Below are 20,460 nucleotides of genomic sequence, written 5' to 3' on the forward strand. Positions count from 1 at the left end.
CTCCTTTCCCGATCAGCCAAGCAGCTGTCGGATCAATTCCGCATTAGCCGTAATATGTGCAGGCTCGAGCATATCCTCATGCGTGCCGGCGCCTTTATATTTAAGATGCCTGCCGGTCGTATGCTTGCTCCAGTTAAGCTGGCGTTGAAGCAGGCTCAGCTCCTTGCCTTCGGACTCGATGAAATGGATGTCGGCTGCAAGCTTGCCCTTGTTGTCAAGCTTATTCAGAAAGGACATATAGGCGACGATGTGCCGGTAAATCGCATCGCGGATCATATTATTTTGCAGGTACGCTCCATATTGCGAGCCTTCTGCTTCCTGCTCGATAATTTTCCCGACCTCCTCTTCCGTCTGCTCAGCCGACTGCTTGATCGCCTTCTTCTTAGGCTCGGCATCGAGCATGATGAGATCAGATACGCTGCTCCCCTCGGCTTCAAGCATTTGGGCTACATTGAAAGCCAGGTTGCCGCCTGCTGAGTAACCGAGAAGAAGATATGGACCTTCCGGCTGTACGCTGCGAATGTATGCAACATACTGCTCGATTCGATCATCCTCATGAATGAAATCGAAGCCGTAAACAGCTATGCCTGCCTCTTCCAGCAATGCGCCCAGCTCTTGATAAACGAAGCCGTAGCCGGCAATCGGCGGGAAGCAGAACAAATGCCTGTCTGCTGAACGATTGAGCAGTGTAATCGGCTGATCCGCGCTTCGCTGAATGCGGCGGCTTGTTATGTAGCTAGCAAGCTCCGCAATCGTCGGCTGCTGGAAGACGGCAAGGAATGGAAGCTCCACCCGCAGTTGTTCATACACGTTAGCCGTAAGCATGGTGGCCTTCAACGAATTTCCGCCTACCTCGAAGAAGTTGTCGTGAATGCCCACCTCAGTGACGCCGAGCAGCTCCTCCCAAATTTGTGCAAGCTTTTGCTCCTCTTCATTTCTTGGCGCCATATAAGGCTTGCGCAATGCATGAACGTCTGGCTGCGGCAATGCCTTCATATCGATCTTGCCGTTAGGCGTTAACGGAAGCCGCTCTAGTCGAATGAAATGAGCAGGCACCATATATGCTGGAAGCTCTTTGACAATGGCAGCTTTGGCTGCCAGCACCGCCTCTTCGTTATCTGCGACTAGATAGGCGCATAAATATTTTTGTCCGCTCGCATCGTCGAGTGCTTGAACAGAGGCAACGCGAATGTCAGGCTGCTTTAGCAGCACCGCATCAATTTCAGCAAGCTCAATGCGATAGCCGCGTACCTTCACCTGCTGATCGATGCGTCCGGCAAATTCAATCATCCCATTTGGCAGCCAGCGCGCCGAATCGCCTGTTCGGTACATGCGCTCGCCCGGCTCGAATGGACAAGGGATGAATTTCTCCTCCGTCAGCTCCTGTTGATTCCAGTAACCGCGCGCAAGACCGATGCCTGCAATGCAAAGCTCTCCTCTGACACCGATCGGCTGAAGCTGCATCCGATCGTTTACAATATAAATTTTTGTGTTGGCAATCGGCTTGCCAATCGTAATGGTCTGATTTGACTCAAGCCCGCGCATATAGGTGGACATTACGCTGCTCTCGGTCGGCCCGTATTCGTTCACCAGCTCTGCCTTTGCGTTTTTTAGCTTCGTTTGCGCAACCAGGCCGCTGCTGACAGGCTCACCGCCAAGCATAATCTGACGAATGGATCCAGCCTCTTCCGGCTCAAGCAAATGGATGATTGAACCGAATAAGCTCGGCACCCCGTTTAGATTCGTGATTTTAAAGGCTGACACCATCTTCTTCAATGCTACCGGGTCCTTTGCTTCTTCATTCGGCACGAGATAGCTGACCGAACCTGAAGCAAGCGGCGTAAACAAGCTGATGACGGACGCATCGAAGGAGAACGACATCATTTGCAGCGCCTTGTTCTCTGGTCCGAATCCGAATTCGGCACGCCTCCACTTTACCGTATTGGCAATGCTTTGATGCTCGATCATGACTCCCTTCGGTTTGCCGGTTGTCCCAGAGGTGTAGATCACATAAGCTAGATCCTCAGGCAAAACGGTCCATTCCGGGTTCGAGTGGGACGCATCGTAGCTGTCTTCAGAATTCAGATTAAGCAGACTGCCGCTGAATTCGATTTCCAATGCCTCTATCATGCTTGCTTTTGCCAGCAGCAGCGGCGTTCTGCTATCCTCAAGCAAATAACGGATGCGGTCAGCAGGATAATCGGGATCGATCGGCAAGTAAGCTGCGCCTGCTTTCATAATGGCTATCATGCCTACGACCATTTCAATCGATCGATCTGCCGCAATTGCGACAATATCGCCTCGCTGTATGCCGCGGCCTCGAATGACGCGGGCTAATTGATTGGCCCTCGCATTAAGCTGCGCGTACGACAGGGATGACTCCCCTTGTACGATAGCCGGCTGTGACGGATGCAGGCTTGCCTGCTCCTCGAACAGACCGTGCAGCAGACTAGCGCCTGTATACTCGCGCTCAGTCGCATTCATTTCGGACAGCCACTGCTTTTCCCCGTTAGACATCAGATCTATTTGTCCAATGACGGAATCAGGCGAATACGCAGCTGCCTCAAGAATGCGCAGGAAATGACCAGTCATGCGTTGAATGGTCTCCTCCTGGAACAGATCCGTGCAATATTCAAAGCTTAGTCGTAAAGTCCCCTCGCCTGGCGCTGCTATCAAGGACAGATCGAATTTAGAAATGCTATGCTCTTGACCGAATGGTACGATACGAAGCTCGTTTTGCGAATGTGAGACATCGGATGTTTCGCTTCGTTCAGCGTCCGCATTTTGCCAAACCACCACGGTATCGAACAGCGGATTGCGGCTTAGATCACGCGGAAGCTGCAGCTTCTCGACCAGCATTTCAAACGGATAATCCTGATGCTCGAATGCATTCAGCGCATTTTGCTTCACGTCTGACAGAAACTCCCGGAAGGAACGATCCGCGTTAAGCGAGCTGCGAATGGCCAATGAATTTACGAACATGCCAAGCATGCCTGACGTATCGGCATGCGAGCGTCCCGCGATCGGAGCACCGACCACGATATCCGGGTGTCCCGAATAACGAGCAAGCAAAATTTTATATGCTGCAAGCAATACCATGTACAAGGTCGCTCCGGAATGCTGCGCCAGCCTCTCAAGCCTGTCCGTCAAATCGGAGTTTGCTTCAAACGCGGCTACAGCGCCGGAGAAGCTCTTAACGGCTGGACGCGCATAGTCGGTCGGAAGCTCTAGAAGCGGTAAGTCTCCCCCTGCAAATTGTTTCAGCCAGTATTGCTCCTGCTCAGCGAAAGCCTCGCTCTCCAACCATTCGTTCTGCCATAAGGCAAAGTCCTTATAGTGCAGCACAAGCTCCGACAGGTCCTCACCTTCATACAGCTTAATGAGCTCCTGCAAGAAGATCGAGCCTGATACGCCATCCGAAACGATGTGATGCATGTCATATGCAAATACATGCTTATGCTCTGAGATTTGGATGAGAGCCGCGCGCAGCAGAGGCGCAGCTGCCAAATCAAATGGTCGGAACCATTCTTCGAGCAATTGCCCTGCCGCTTCCTCGGAGCTTGCTTGATAGCGCTCCAGCTGCATATCAACCGTGTCGTGAATACGCTGAAACGGTTCACCGTCCACTAAATAGAAGGAAGTGCGCAGCGGCTCATGCCTTGCAACGAGCTTTTGCAGCGCCTGTTCAAATCGTTCTGCATCGATAATCCCTTCCAAACCAACGACAGCCGGCATGTTATAGGCAAGGCTTGTCCCTTTTCCTTCAAACAGGTCGAGAATGTACATGCGCTTCTGTGCCGAAGACACTGCATATAATTCCTTCTTAGGCGCGGGTCTGATCGGGCTATAGGATTTCTTGGCATGCCCGTCGATATAGCGTGCAGCCGCTTCGATTGTAGGCGATTCGAATAGATAGCGAAGCGGAACCTCGACTCCGCATGCCTTATGCATCTGCGCGAGCAGCGCCATCGCTTTGAGCGAGTGGCCTCCGAGAGCGAAGAAGCTGTCCAGCACGCCAATGCTTTCAACGGCAAGGGCCTCTCGCCATAGGCTGACAAGCAGCTCCTCGGTTGGCGTTCGAGGTGCGACATACGCTGCGCCTGTTGCCAGTTGTCCTTCAGGCTCAGGCAAGGCTTTCCTGTTTATTTTGCCATTGGAGGATAGCGGCAAGCGCTCCAGCTGAACGAAATGCGAAGGAATCATATACGCAGGGAGTCCGTTCCCTAGATGCTCGCGCAGCTCGCTTACGTTCAGCTCGCGGTCAGCCGTAAAATAAGCGCACAGGAAGCTGAGCTTCTCCTTATCCTGCAAGGCGACAACCACCGTATCGCGAACAGCCTCATGCCTTTGCAGCGCGGTTTCGATGTCGCCTAGCTCGATGCGGTAACCGCGAATTTTGACCTGAAAATCAAGCCGCCCCAAATATTCCACATTCCCGTCCGGCAGCCAGCGCGCCAAGTCGCCTGTACGGTACATTTTTGTGCCGGGAGCAAACGGATTGTCTACAAACTTCTCTGCTGTCAGTGCAGGGTTGTTCACATAACCTCTAGCCAAACCAATTCCGGCTATACATAGCTCACCTGGAATGCCAATCGGCTGAAGATGGAAATCCCCGTTCACCACATACAGCTGAATGTTATCAATCGGCTTACCTATAGGAACGATACCCGCTGCATCATTTGTCGAGCAGTCAAAGTACGAGACGTCAATGGCAGCCTCGGTCGGGCCGTATAAGTTAATCAGCTTAGTGCCATGCCTGCTGTAAAGCTCCTTGTTGAATCGCCTCACTTGATCGAGCTGGAGCGCTTCACCGCTTGCGAATAACAGGCGCAGGCTAGGCAGCCGCTCCGCGTGCGAACCACTGGCAATATATTCGAGGAACAAACCGAGCATAGATGGAACAAAATGCAGCGTCGTTACACGGCTTCGCTCGATCGCCTGAACGATTTCCTCCGGGTCCTTCTCCCCTCCCGGCTTCAGGAAGCAAACCTTTGCTCCGGTAATGCCCCACCAGAACATTTCCCAGACGGAAACGTCGAACGTATACGGTGTTTTTTGCAAAATAACGTCGTTCTCGTTTATCGGATACGCCTTTTGCATCCAGTGAATACGGTTAATCGCAGCTCTATGCTCGATCATGACGCCTTTTGGCTTGCCAGTAGAGCCAGAGGTATAAATCACATATGCGAGATGACACGGCCCTGCGATCGGCTTTAAATTACGATCTTCCCCGTCCGCATAAGACGCTGGATCATTAAGATCAATCACTTCGCCAACCTGCAGTGAACGCGCTTTTGCCACAAACTTCGTTTGCGTCAGCAGCCATTTTGCTCCGGAATCCTCCAGCATGTACTGAATTCTCTCTTCCGGAAAATCAGGATCGATAGGCAGATAAGCTCCTCCCGCTTTCTGAATAGCGAGAATGCCGACGATCATCTCAGCGGCGCGTTCCAGCATAAGCGGCACGATGCGGTCTGGACCGACGCCGCTCGCACGCAGCTTATATGCCAACCGATTAGCTTTGGCGTTCAGCTCACGATACGTTAGCGTTCGGCTGTCATCCACTACAGCGACGGCGTCTGGCGTTTTGTCCGTTTGAGCTTCAAACCATTCGTATAGCGTCGTCTCAGCTGGAAATTCTGCTTCCGTATCATTAAACTGCTCCATCAATTTCGCTTTTTCTTCACCGGTCATCATATCGATATCTGCAAGCAGCACCTCGGGATTACCGGCAACCTCTTTTAAAATACGAACAAAATGATCACCCATCCGTTCAATCGTCTCGCGCTTGAAGAGGGAAGTTCCATACTCGAAGCTTATGATAAGATCGTCTTCCGTCTCCGTAGCTTCAAGCGATAAATCGAACTTGGCGGCGCCGCCCTCAAAATGGAACGGCTCAATTCGGAGCCCAGTCAGCTCCCGCGTGCCCATATCGATATTTTGCAGGCTGAACATCGTGTCAAAGAGCGGATTCCTGCTCAAATCGCGCGGCAGATTCAGCTTTTCTACCAGCGTATTGAACGGATAATGCTGATTGTCCAGCGCCGCTAGCGTAGATTGCTTCACTTCCTCCAGCAGCTGTCCGAAATTTTTGGACGCCTCGGGGTTGCTGCGCAGGGCAAGCGTATTAACAAACATGCCGATTACCGACTCTACATCCGCATGCGGACGTCCCGCCACCGGCGTACCGACGACGATATCGGTCTGGCCGCTGTATTTGTGGAGCAGCACTTTGTACGCTGCAAGAAGGACCATATATAAGGTCGTTCCTGTCCGGGCTGCCGCAACATTCAGCGCGTCTTTCAGCGCACTGCCGGCTTGAATTGCATGATTTGCGCCTTTGAAGCTTTGCACGGCGGGACGCGAATAATCGGTCGGCAAAGCCAGAAGCGGCACTTCCTCCGCGAATGCCTCCAGCCAGTATTGCTCTTGCCGCTTCAAGGCGGACTTCCCTTCACCGCTGCTTAGCCATACGGCAAAATCCTTGTAGCTAATGCGCAGCGGAGGCAGCTCCTCGCCTTCATAGAGCTCGGCGAATTCCTTCATGAAGAGGCTCATCGACACGCCATCGGCAATAATATGGTGCATATCGCATAGCAGAATGTGCTTCTCCTCCGAGAGCTGGATCAGCTCTACCCGAAGAAGCGGTGCCTGCTCCAAATCGAATGGCCGAATAAAGGCTTCGATAAGCTCGGATAAATCAGATTCCTCTGCTAGACGCAAGCTAATGCCAAACGAAATATCATCGTCTGAAGCAATATGCTGGACGGGTTCGCCGTCTACCAGACTAAATGAGGTGCGAAGCGCTTCGTGACGGGAGACCAGCTTGCGGAATACAAGCTGCACATGCTCCCATTCAAGCGGCCCATCTATCGTCATGACACGCGGAAGATTGTAGCTGATGCCAGCTCCCTCGAACCGGCTTAACACAAACAATCGTTCCTGAGCTGGCGACAGCGGATAATACGGCTGCTCAGGCGCTCTGCCTATTGCGGTCTGTACCTCTTTATCCGCCTGATCCATATAGATGGCCAATGCTTCCACTGTCGCCGCTTCAAACAGCTTTCGCAGCGGAACGTCAACACCAAAATGCCGTTTCATTCGGGCGATTAGCGTCATTGCTTTCAAGGAATGACCGCCCAGAGCGAAGAAATCATCGGTCACACCAACAGGCTGCGTGCCGAGCACTTCTTCCCATAACGCAGCTAGCTGCGTTTCCGTATCGGTGCGAGGCGGCACATAACCCGCGCTTTGAGCTGCGGCTGCCGTGAAATCAGGCTTCGGCAGTGCGCGGCGATCGATTTTGCCATTAGCAGTTAGCGGGAACCGTTCCAGCTGCATGAAGCATAGCGGAATCATATAGGCTGGAAGCTGCTGTGCCAGCGCCGCACGAAGCTCCGAAGCAACTAGCTCAGCTTCACTGACATAATAAGCGCATAGAGCCTTTTGTCCGTTCTGGTCCTCACTCGCAACTACGCATGCTTCCTTCATTCCCTGCAGCTTCAACAAAGCGGAATCGATCTCTGAAAGCTCGATCCGATAGCCGCGAATTTTTACCTGCTGGTCAATCCGGCCCAAATATTCGATCACGCCATCTGCGCGCCATCGCGCGAGATCCCCGGTTTTATACATCCGTTCTCCATGCTCGTACGGGTTTGGAACAAATTTCTCTGCTGACATTTCCGGTAGATTCGCATACCCGCGGCCGACACCGTCGCCTCCAACCACAAGCTCGCCAGGGACGCCAATCGGCTGCAGATGGCCAGCTTCATTCACGATATAGGCTGTCGAGTTGCTGATTGGCATGCCGATCGGAATAGAATCCTCAAAATCAGACTCAATTGGAAACGTCGTCGAGAAAGTCGTATTTTCAGTTGGACCGTAACCGTTAATCAAGGATAGTCCCGGCGTGCTGCGGCGCACGCGGTTAATATGGCGCGGAGATAACACATCTCCCCCGATAATTAATTGACGAACACCAGCAAACATGCTCGGATTCTCTTCCGATAGCTGGTTAAACAGCGGCGCTGTCAACCACATCAACGTAATCCGGTGCTCGCGAATATAGGCAGCCAGCTGTTCTGAATGAAGCAGCACATCCTTGTCCACAATATGCAGCGTCATGCCATTCAACAGAGCTCCAAATATTTCAAACGTAATCGCATCAAAGCCGACAGAGCCCGTCAGCAGCAAACGTCCGTCAGAATCGAAGGAAGCGTATTTCGTTCCTTTCACGAGTCGGACGACACTCCGCTGCTCAACCATAACTCCCTTCGGATTGCCGGTAGAGCCTGACGTATACATGAAGTAGGCAAGGTCGTCTGGCGCAATAGCTGCGTTAAAATCCTCATCCTCGGCAGTCTCACTCGACATCAATTGTGTCAGCTCAAACCAGCCGATATGCAGGCTTGTCAACGGCTTGGTTTCGAATGTCAAGCAAGCCGATGCTGCACTGTCCTCCAGCATGAATCGAATCCGCTCCTCCGGAAATAGCGGATCGAGCGTGACGAAGGCAGCTCCTGCTTTCAAAATGCCTAGGATACCGACGATCATCTCAAGCGATCGGTCAGCATAGATGCCTACGGTATGGCCGCGGCCAATCCCGTTCTTTTGAAGCGTGCGGGCTACTCGATTGGCATAGGCATTAAGCTCCTTGTAGCTCAGCTGTCGTCCGCGATAGGTGACAGCATGATGCACAGGCGTTTGCTCAGCTTGTTTCTGGAACAGCTCTGCAATGGAGGCATCACGCGGATAAGCGGTGCGGCTGTCATTAAAGACCCGCAGTATAACCTGCTTCTCGCCACCTGTAATGATTTCGATCTCACGGATAGCACCGTTTGGCCGAGCGGCTATGCTCTTCAATATTTCGATAAAATGACCAAGCATCCGCTTAACGGTCTCCTCACGATATAAAGCAGAGCTGTACTCTGCGCTAAGCAGCAGCCCCTCCTCTGCTTCTCTCGCCTGCAGAGACAAATCAAACTTGGACACATGCGCCTCAGAGGCGAGCGGAATGAAGCTTAGACCAGGCAGACCGGTCGCTTCAAGATCCATATTTTGCAAAATAAACATCGTATCGAACAGCGGATTGCGGCTAATGTCCCGCCTAAGCCCAAGCTTCTCGATCAATGATTCGAACGGATATCCTTGATTATCAAAGGCTTCGAGCGTAGATTCCTTTACTTGCTGCAGGAAAGTCGCAAAGGATTTATCCGCTTCCGGCCTGTTCCGCATAACTAGCGTCCCGACGAACATCCCGATCATCGGTTCTGTATCCGCATGCTGACGGCCTGCGGTTGGTGATCCGATGATGATATCTTCTTTTCCCGAATATTTGGCCAGCAGGACGTTATAAGCAGCGAGCAGTACCATATACAATGTCGTATTCGTTTTCTTCGCAAGTACTTGCAGCTGGTTCAGCAGCGGCCAGTCTGCTAGCTGCGTTACGACGCCGCCATGAAAGCTCTGTACAGGCGGGCGCGGAAAGTCGGTCGGAAGATCAAGCACCGGAAGCTCGCCGGAGAACCGATTCAGCCAGTATTGCTCCTGCGCTTTCAATTGAGCTGAACCTAGCCGCTCCTGCTGCCACACCGCGTAATCCTTATACTGAACGCGCAGCGGCTCTAGGCTTGTGCCTTGATACAGCTCAACAAACTCCTTGACCACTATGCCAGCCGACACGCCATCGGAAATAATGTGATGCATGTCGTACAGCAGCAAATGCTTGTTTTCCTTTAATTTGACCAGCTCCACCCGGAAGAGCGGTGCAGCATTCAGCTCGAACGGACGGATGAACGCTTCCGTCAAGCGTTCGGTTTCGGATTCATCCGCTTCCGAATAAGGAACATGAAGCTGGGCATGCTCCTCTATGATCTGCACCGGCTCCCCATCTACAGCCTCAAAGCGGGTCCGAAGCGTTTCATGACGATTAACTAATTGGCGAAAAGCCGATTGCAGCAGAGGGACGTTGAGCTCCCCTTCAATAAAGATGAAGCCCGGCAAATTATAGCTTGTCCCCGAACCCTCAAGAGAGCTGACAACATACATCCGTTTCTGTGCCGAAGATACCGGATAATAAGCTCTTGCCGTCACCGCCTCAATCGCTGAATAGGTATGGCCAAGACCAGACTCCTTCTGCCGGATAATATAGTCCGATATCGCTTCAATAACCGGCGATTCGAAAATAACGCGGAGCGGAACCTCTATCCCGAAAGCTTGATTGATTTGCGATATCATCGTCATCGCTTTAAGGGAATGTCCCCCTCTTTTGAAAAAATGATCCTTCGTTCCGATGACCGGCACCGCAAGCAGCTCCTGCCACATAGCACATAATCGTTCCTCCGTATCATTCGAAGGCGGGGTATATTCCACAGCATCGCCGGTTATTGCTGATGTGAAGTCTGGCTCCGGAAGCGCTTTTCGATCCAGCTTGCCATTTGGCAGGCGCGGCATGCGATCAAGCTGAACGAAATGCGTCGGCACCATATACGATGGAAGCTCAGCCGCTAGTCTTTCCTTGATGTCTAGGAGTGCAAGCTCGTCATCCGCAGTCAAATAAGCGCATAGCGTCTTTTGCCCATTCGCATCATCACGTGCAACGACGACGGCTTCCTCGACAGTCGGATGACTCAGCACCGCAGCTTCAATCTCCCCAAGCTCAATGCGATAGCCGCGAATTTTGACTTGATGGTCGATCCGGTCTATATATTCGATCCGCCCATCCGGGAGCCAGCGGGCAAGATCGCCGGTACGATACATCCGCTCCCCCTGCTGGTAAGGACAATTCACGAATTTCTCAGCGGTCAGCTCCGGCCTCATCCAATAGCCCCGAGCAAGCCCGGCACCCGCAATACACAGCTCGCCGGGAACACCTATCGGCATAAGCTGCAAATGCTCGTTAACGATATATATAGCCGTGTTTGCGATCGGTCTGCCGATCGTTACCGCTTCATCTGCCTTTAACTGACGGCAAATCGTAGCGACTACGCTGGTTTCTGTCGGACCATACTCGTTCACAAGCTCCGCTTGCGGCGCTATTTTCCGGCTCCGTTCAAGGAGTGCGTCTGGGATTCGTTCTCCTGCCAAAGTCACAATACGCAGGGAGCAGGCAGCCTCCGGCTTCATGCCGTCTATAATGACCCCATACAAGCTTGGTACACTTATGAAATGCGTCACTCCCGCTTCGGCGATATGCCTTCTGAGAGACAACGGGTCCTTCGCTTCCTCTTCGGAAACGAGCACGACCGTTGCTCCGGAAATGATCGGCGTGAAGAAGCTTGTCACAAAGCCGTCGAACGAGAAGGAAAACAGTTGAAGCACGACATCCTGTTCCGTTAAACCGTACTCGGCTGCTCGCCATTGAATCGAGTTTGCAACTCCGCGATGCTCGACCATAACACCCTTTGGCTGTCCGGTTGTACCTGATGTGTAGATGAGATAAGCCATATGCTCTGGCCCAGCCAGAGCTGTCAAATCGGAATCATCCGCATCATAAGCAGCCTCGTCGCCTAGATCAAGCGTCTGCGCTGCACCGCATTCGGCCATCAGATGGGTTTGTGCAAGTACGAGATTAGCAAGGCTGTCATGGATTAAATAATCTCTACGCTCTTTCGGATAAGCCGGGTCAATCGGAAGATAGGCTGCTCCTGCCTTCATGACAGCTAGAATCGCTACGATCATCTCGTTTGATCTCTCTGCCATTACGGCAACTACTGTATCCGCAGCTGCTCCGCGTGCGCGAAGCGTACGCGCAAGCCGATTGGCGCGCGCATTCAGCTCGCGGTATGTAAGACGCTCCGTGCCGAATTGGACAGCTGTTCTCTCAGGCGATCGAAAGGCCTGCTCCTCGAACAGACCATGCAGCGTTCGTCCTTGGGGTAAATCAAGCGACGTATCATTAAAAGTGTGCAGCAATAGCTGTCTTTCTTCCTCAGAAAGCAGAACAAGCTGCGATAACGGCACGTCCGGTGTTTCAATCCCTTTAAGCGCAAGATTAAGATGAGCGGCTAATGAAACCACATTTTGCTCACTAAATCGTTGTAAGTCGTATTCGATTGCGACCTCCAAGCGATTCTCATCCTTACGGAACACAAAGGCTATGCTTGATCGAATATTAGCCGCATCGTTTCTAGCGTGGACACCCTCCAGCATGACGAGAATTGGCAAATCTGCTATTCCATCCTCCGATAACGCAATCTGCGCATATTCGGCCAAGGTGTGAAACGGAATGTTCTGATGCTCATTCGCCTCCGTCACGGCTTGACGGACATGACCTGCAAAGTCGCGGAAGGTATGCTCGCTCTTATATTCGGTATGAATGACCAGCAGCTTATTGACCGGCTCTTTCAAATCTTTATGCTGCTTAAACACCGGCACCCCAATCCGGGCTTGACCTGCCGATGCATGGTGGTGCACCAAATAGCTGACGCCGGATAACAGCAGCATAAACAGGCCGTATTCCGTGCTTGCCGCTGCTTTCAGCTTGGCTGCAGCTGCCTCATCAACAACATGAAGATAAGTGCCGATACCACTGGCTGCCTTCGCGGATGAGGCAGAGCTGCCTTGGATAATCATCCGCGGAAGCACGCTCATGCCGATGTCATCCTGCAGCTTTTGAGCCCAAAAATGCTGCTCCTTATCGTAACGGCCGCTCGTCAGCAGCATTTGTTGCGCGTATTTATCGATCATTACGAGTCTCCTCCAACCGAATCAGAATTGAAACTGTACGTCTTCCCCCAGCAAATTATCCATTTGCTCGGCTTCAATCAGCTGTATGTCGCCGATACGGATGCTTGAATCGTTCGTTACAGCCTCCAGCACCTTGATATAATGCTGCGCCAGCCGGTCAATCGTGTCCCGTTTGAACAACGCTGCTGCATATTCGAAGGAGAATCTGAAGCCCTCCTCATCCTCAACCGCCGACAGCGTCAAATCGAACTTCGCAATCGAGCTGCCTAGTTCATAAGGCACAAACTGCAAGCCGTCGATTTCCTCTGCCTCACCCGCAATATTTTGCAGGCTGAAGACGGTATCGAATAATGGGTTGCGGCTTAAGTCCCGCTGCAAATCTAGTCTCGCTATTAGCTGCTCCAGCGGAAAGTCCTGATGCTCGAAAGCTTCGAGCGTAAGTGTTTTTACTTGAAGAACAAATTCCGTAAACGATAAATCGGCATCATGAATGTTTCTAAGCGCCAGCGTATTAACGAACATGCCCATCACTTGCTCGAGCTCAGCAAGCGGTCGTCCCGCAGCCGGAACACCAATAACGATGTCAGACTGTCCCGAGTACTTAGAGAGCAAGACGTGATAAGCCGCAAGCAGCACCATGAATACCGTTGAGCCTGTTTCCTCACTCAATAGCAGCAGCTTATCTTTTAGGCCCGGAATTGTGCTAAACGTAATCGCATCGCCTGCAAAATCTCGTTTCTCCGCTCTACTGAAATCAGTCGGAAGCGCTAATTGCGGAACGCCTCCCTCAAATTGCGCTAGCCAAAAAGCTTCCATACGCTCATAGGCAGAGGAGGCAAAAAGCTGGTTCTGCCATGCGGCAAAGTCTTTATACTGCAGGTTTAAAGCTGGAAGCGAACGCCCGGCGTAAAGCTCGGCAAACTCTCGAACCAGAATAGCCATTGATACACCGTCAGAAATAATATGATGCATATCGAACATAAGCAGATGCTTTGACGGCTCAAGCATGACAAGCCCTACACGCAGCAAAGGCGCCTGCTCCAAATCGAATGGCTGAACAAATTCGTTTAATACACTTTCCAGCTCGGCTTCGCCTGCATGCCGATATGAAATTTCGAACGCAGCCTCATCGTGAACTTTCTGTACCGGCTCTCCCCCTATGGAATGAAACGTTGTCCGGAATGTCTCATGGCGCTGAATGATGCTGCGGAAGGCGTCCTGCAATCGGTCAGGATTCAATTCTCCCTGTATGATCATCGCGCCTGGCATATTGTAGCCCGTTCCTTCGCCATCGAATTGATGCATAATGTACATGCGGCGCTGAGCGGCTGACACTGCATAATGCGGACTGCTCGGCAGCGGTACAATTGCTGCTGTCACTATTCGCTCCTTGCGGTCAATCGCCGATGCTAAAGCTTCGAGTGTCGAGCTCTCAAACAACGAGCTGAGCTCCAGCTTTACGCCAAAGGCTTGCACAACTTTGGATATGAGGTTCATCGCTTTCAGCGAGTGGCCGCCAAGCTTGAAGAAATCGTCCTGCACACCGACTCGCTCGGCGCCAAGCAGCTCGGACCAAATAGCTGCGAGCTTCACTTCCGTCAATGTTCGAGGCGCGATATGCTGCGATCCGGATTCAAGCAGCGATCCAGCGGTTTGCCGCAAAGCAGGACGGTCGATCTTTCCATTCGCTGTGAGCGGCATCCTCTCTAATGGAATGAGGCGTGGCGGAAGCATAAAGCTAGGAAGCTTAGCTTCCAGATGCTCACGCAGCTCGGCCGGCTCAAGCCCGTTTTGAGCCGTATAGAAGGCGCAAAGATAAGCATCGCCTTGCCCGTCAACAAGATCGAGCACGATAGCTTCAACAACGCTGCTCATCTGAACCATCGCCGCTTCAATCTCACCAAGCTCGATTCGGTAACCGCGAATTTTCACCTGATGATCGATCCGCCCCAAATATTCGATGCTGCCGTCAGGCCGCCAGCGTGCTAAATCTCCGGTTCGGTACATCCGCTCGCCAATCAGGTAAGGACAAGCAACGAACTTCTCCTCGGTCAGCTCCGGCCGGTTTAAATAACCTCTAGCCACGCCTACGCCTCCGATGCATAATTCCCCAGGTACGCCGATCGGCTGCAGCTGGTTGTCCTGGCTGACAATAAATATTTTCGTATTCGCAATAGGCTTGCCGATCGGTATGGACGATGAAGCTTCAAGCGGCTGCTCGTTAATCTCGCAAGCGGTCGCGCATATCGTCGTCTCCGTCGGACCATAGGCATTGACGTAGCTTACATGGTCAACCCACCGGGTGACAAGCTCTCTTGAAGAGGCAGAACCAGCGGTAATGAGACGCCGCAAGTAAGGCAGCCGCTTCGGCTCCAGATGAATGGCAAAAGTAGGAGGAAGCGTAATGACTGTAATTCGCTCCTCGTTCATAGAGGCTTCGAAGCTTGCATAATCATTCATCGCTTCCTTCGGAACGATATGGAGGCTTGCTCCGGTGAACAGCGCCATAAATATTTCCCAAACCGATGCGTCGAACGAGCTGCTTGCGAACTGGGCGATTCGATCCTCCTTGCCAATGCCGTACTGGTTTTGGAAATAAACCTGTAAATTAACAAGCCCCTTATGCTCCAGCATCGTCCCCTTCGGCATGCCGGTTGTTCCGGAGGTATAGATGACGTATGCCAAGCTCCCGGACGAAATAATTGGCTGTTGCTGCTCACCCTGCGCTTGATCGATGCTCGTGAGCGTTTCGGCGGCGGCGGTCAATTCACCAAGCTCCTGACCTTCTGCTCCCAGACCCATAAGCTCCTCGTATATGAGCAAATTGCTTTGCGTATCTACGCTTGCCCGAACCTTGTCATAGTCAAGCTGCCTCGTAACGAGAAGCTTGGCTCCGCTATCCCGGACGATGTACTGAATCCGTTCATCGGGATAATCGATGTCGATCGGCAAATAGGCTCCGCCGGCTTTCATAATAGCCAGCAGCGATACGACCATCTCGGTTGATCGCTCCATCAACACGCCAACAATCGCTTCCGCTCCAATACCGGCATGACGAAATTTATCAGCCATCTTATCGGCCTTGGCATTAAGCTCTGCATAGGAAAGCGTAATGCTGCCTAGGCTCAAAGCAGCGGCATCAGGATTAAAGCTTGCTTGCTGCTCGAACAGTGAATGAACGGTTTCGTCAGCCGGAAGCTCGCTTCGTGTATCGTTGAAATCCTCCAGCAGTCTCCGGCTGTCTTCAGCTGTGAGCATATTGATTTCCGCAAGTGTCAGCTCTGGCCGCCGAACGATAGATGTCAATATTTCCGTATAGCAGCTCAGAAACAGCTCCATCGTATCCTTGTTGAACAAGGATGTACTGAATTCAACGCCTAGCGTTATTCCTTTGCTAGATGGCTCAGCCATGAGCGTCAAATCGAATTTGGACCATTTATTTTCAAATTCATGGGCACTTACTTTTAACCCGTTCGGATCTTCTGCGCCTTCTGATAGATTCTGTACCATGAACACCGCGTCGAACAAAGGATTTCGGCTCAAATCACGCGGCAAATCCAGCTTCTCCAGCAGCGTTTCATAAGGATAGTCCTGATGCTCGAACGCAGACAATGAAGTCTCCTTCACTTCTTTCAGCAAAGCACGGAATGTCTTTTTCCCTTCCGGCTTCGCACGAAGAGCCAACGTATTCACAAACATCCCGACGATTTGATTCATATCTTCATGCGTTCGTCCAGCTACCGGAGAACCGACGATGATATCCGTATGGCCGGTATATTTGTACAGCAGTCCAAAGTATGCAGCAAGCATCACCATGTACAGGGTAACGCCTTCCTTCGCTGCAAGCTCCTCGAGCGCAGCTGCAAGCCTCGGTTCAAGAAGCATAGACAAATGCTCGCCCTCAAAGCTTCTAATAGCAGGCCGCGCGTAATCGGTTGGAAGGTCAAGCAGCGGCAAATCTCCTGAAAATTGCTCCAGCCAGAACGCTTCCTTCCTGCTGAAAGCCTCCGATCCGACGAGGCTGTTTTGCCAGACGGCAATATCCTTATAGTGGATGCGCAGCTCCGGCAGCTCCTCGCCTCGATACAATGCCGTGAATTCATCAATGATAATGCCTAGCGAAACGCCGTCTGCGATAATATGATGCAGATCAAATAGCAGCAAATGACGGTCAGCAGCCAGCTTAACCAGCTCTACGCGAAATAACGGCGCTGCTAATAGATCGAAAGGCCGGACAAAACGTTCGATCAGCTTTTCGGGCTCATGCAAGGCTTCCGATTGTTCTGAAACATCGATCCTATTCACATGAAAAGAAATGCTGTCGTGTATGCGCTGCATAGGCTCGCCATCGGTAAGTATGAAGGAGGTTCGCAGCGATTCATGTCGCTCAACCAGCTTTTGCATCGCCGCTTCGAATCGGACGGCATCGATTTCGCCCTCAAGCAGAAATATGCCGGGAATGTTATAGCCCGTATGAGCCGCGCCCAATTGTTGGAGTACAAACATCCGTCTCTGCGCGGACGAGGCAGGGTACATAGGCTGCTTCTTCGCCTGCGGAACGGCCGAAACCGTCGAAACGTGTTCGGAATCAGGCTGATTTGGAGCTGAAAGATATGTAGTCAGTGCTTCAATAGTCGGTCTCTCGAAAAGCATTTTAAGCGGAACGTCGATGCCGCACTGCTTGCTTATGCTGGATACGAGCATCATCGCTTTAAGGGAATGCCCTCCCAGTGCGAAGAAGTTGTCGCAAATGCCGACTTGGGCAACTCCAAGCACCTCTTCCCATATTGCAGCCAGCTTTTGCTGCAGCTCATTTGTCGGAGCGACATAGGCAGTTCCTGTTCCTGCGTCTCCCTCCGGCATCGGAAGCGCTCTTCGATCGGTCTTCCCGTTAGGCGTAATCGGAAGCTTCTCAAGCTGAATGAAAAATGACGGCACCATGTAATCAGGGAGCGCTTCAAGCATATAATCCCTCAGATCAACTGCTGATAACATTTCCGATGCCGCGTAATACGCACATAAATATTTGCTGCTCTGAGCATCTTCGTATGCGAGTGCCGCCGCTTCCGTAATAGCTGGATGATTGAGCAGACGAGACTCAATCTCGCCAAGCTCGATACGATGACCGCGAATTTTCACTTGATGGTCGATGCGGCCCCGCAATTCAATTTCCCCATTCGGAAGCCAGCAGGCGAGGTCTCCAGTGCGATACATGCGCTCAGCGGGACGGTATGGGTTCTGCAAAAATTTCTCTGCGGTTAATTCGGCGTTGCCGATATAGCCGCGCCCGACATTGTCTCCAGCGATATATAGCTCGCCGGGTATGCCAACGGGCTGAAGCTGCAAGCCGCTGTTTAAAATATAAATGCCTGTATTCGAAATCGGCCGTCCGATCGTCGGCAATTCGGCTATCGGCTCTGCTGCCCCGAGCGACAACGTCGTAACAACATGCGTTTCCGATGGGCCGTAATGGTTGTGGAGCGTAACGCCACGTTCTCTCAAATAAGCTCGAAGGCCATCCGAAACGACCAGCTGCTCGCCCGCGGTTATGATGTGCTTAACGCAAGGCGGGAACAGCTCTACGTAGCTTTTTTCATTAAATACAAATTTGAGAAAGGGAACCGGCAAAAACAAGACGGGAATCGATTGCTCGCCGATCCACGATGTTAGTTTTTCAACACTGCGCTTCGTATCGTTATCGATTAAACAAAGCGTGCCTCCTGCCAGCAGCGTCGAAAAGATTTCCTGATAGCAGACGTCGAAGCTGATCGTCGTGTATTGCAGCACCTTCGTATGATAAGGAACGGCTGTTTTCGACCATGCATAGGAAAGTAAATTGACCATGTTTTTATGCTCAAGCATGACCCCTTTGGGCTGCCCGGTCGTGCCGGACGTGTAGATCACATAAAACAAATCGTTCGAAATCGCTGAAGGAGGCAGATTGTCAGACGGCAGCTGCACATACAGCTCGTCTTGCAGCATTTGCAACTTGATATCCTCACCAACAATAGTTGATGCCTTGTCAGCCATATCCGGCTGGATCAAAAGCGTTTCCGCTCCGCTGTTATTCAGCATATAGGCGGCGCGCTCTTCCGGAAGGTCTGGATCAATCGGCACGAATGCGCCGCCAGCCTTCAATACAGCTATCACACCCGTCACATATGCGATCGAGCGCTCCGCCATGATGCCGACCGTCTTGCCAGGGCTGACGCCCTGCCGCCGCAAGCTATGCGCCAACCGATTCGCCGCTGCATTCAGCTCGCCATAGCTGATTTGCTCAGCGCCCATCACGATCGCAACCGCTTCTCCCGTACGGGCTGCCTGCTCCTCAAACAAACGGTGAACCGTATGCTCGGATTGATACTCGCATGCATCACCGTTAAATGATTCCAGCAGCTGCTGCTCTTCGCCGGTTACGATTCGCATGCTGCGAACGGGCATGTCCGGGCTTGCAACAGCTTGCTCAGCCAACGTAATCAGATGACCTTCAATAGCCTCAAGCTGCTTCGGATCATAAATGGATGCATTGAAATTAAGCTTTACTGTCAAATCGTCGCTCGGAAGAACCATCACGTTCAGATCATAGCTCGTCTGCTCATACATGCTTACATCGCCTACATCGAAGCCAAGCGTATCCTCCGAGCCGCTCTCTGAAACTTCCTTTTCAATCGGATAGTTTTCAAACACGACAATATGATTAATCAGGCTGTTTTTTAATTCCGTCATATTTTGAATGTCATATAACGGCATATAGTCATAACCTTCCGATTCAATGGCCTTCCTCTGCACGCTTGCAGCCAGCTCCGCGAACGATTCATTCCCCAGCGATCGTATGCGAACCGGAATCGTATTGATAAACAGCCCAACCATCGTTTCAATACCAGGCAGCTCCGATGGGCGGCCGGATACGACAGAGCCAAACACGACGTCCTCCAAATGGTTGTACCGCTTAAGCAGCACGCCCCATAACGTCTGGAACAAGCTGTTTAGCGTAATCTGACAGCTGCTTGCCAGCTCCTGCAGCTTGCGGGACAGCTCCAGACCAAAGCTGAATCGCAGCTCGGCTTGCTCATAATGTTCGGCTTGAACAAGTGACTGGGCTTTGCGCCTTGGAAGCGATGCCTCTTGCTCGTAATCGCCAAGCAGCTCCCGCCAGTAAGTTAAAGCTTTCTCCTTGTCTTGCTTCTCCAGCCACTTGATGTAATCGCTGTAAGGCTGAGCCGGCGCGAGCGCAGGCGTTTCCTGCCGTTTCAAGCAGCCATACATGCTGAATAATTCATTGATGATGATCCCAAGGCACCAGCCGTCCATTAGAATATGGTGATGGCTCCAGATCATTTCGTATTCGTCCGCTGCAAGACGGAAAACAATCATACGCGTCGGGATATCGTGAGAGAGGTCGAAGCCTCTCTCACGATCCTTTTGTCTGGCGGACTCAAGACTTGCCTCTTGGGCCTCTTTGGTTAAATCCGACAAATCCTCAACATGGATTTTTAGCGAGCGTTCCTTGAGAACAACCTGCACCGGGCGCTTGACCTTGTCATATAAGAAAGTAGTCCGAAACACATCGTAGCGCGCAACTATACGGTTCATGCTCTCTTCGAACAAAGCGACATTCAGCTCTCCGCGAATACGAACGGTCATTTGCTCAAAATAGGAGGCGTCCTGGCTCATGATGGTATGAAACAGCATGCCTTCCTGCATTGGAGACAAATAATAAATATCCTTCACTTGCTCTTTCTTAAAAGTTGACATTTCGCACCTCTCTGACAA

The 20,460-nt window shown here is 51.8% G+C and carries 2 protein-coding genes; both read right to left on the minus strand.

The features are described 5' to 3' along the window. Positions 1-12: 12 nt before the first annotated feature. Positions 13-12,687, minus strand: a complete 12,675-nt coding sequence (locus tag AC2TDN_RS15275; protein WP_484688607.1) for a non-ribosomal peptide synthetase — start codon at positions 12,685-12,687, stop codon at positions 13-15. A 21-nt stretch (positions 12,688-12,708) separates the two neighbouring features. Next, on the minus strand, positions 12,709-20,442 hold the full coding sequence (locus AC2TDN_RS15280; protein WP_484688609.1) for an amino acid adenylation domain-containing protein: 7,734 nt from the start codon (positions 20,440-20,442) through the stop codon (positions 12,709-12,711). Positions 20,443-20,460: the final 18 nt, after the last annotated feature.

The organism is Paenibacillus sp. Y660 (assembly GCF_057221575.1).

What these genes read in the sequence shown, in the direction of transcription:
- AC2TDN_RS15275 (WP_484688607.1), bottom strand. Translation starts at nt 12,687, where the DNA reads ATGATCGATAAATACGCGCAACAAATGCTGCTGACGAGCGGCCGTTAC.
- AC2TDN_RS15280 (WP_484688609.1), bottom strand. Translation starts at nt 20,442, where the DNA reads ATGTCAACTTTTAAGAAAGAGCAAGTGAAGGATATTTATTATTTGTCT.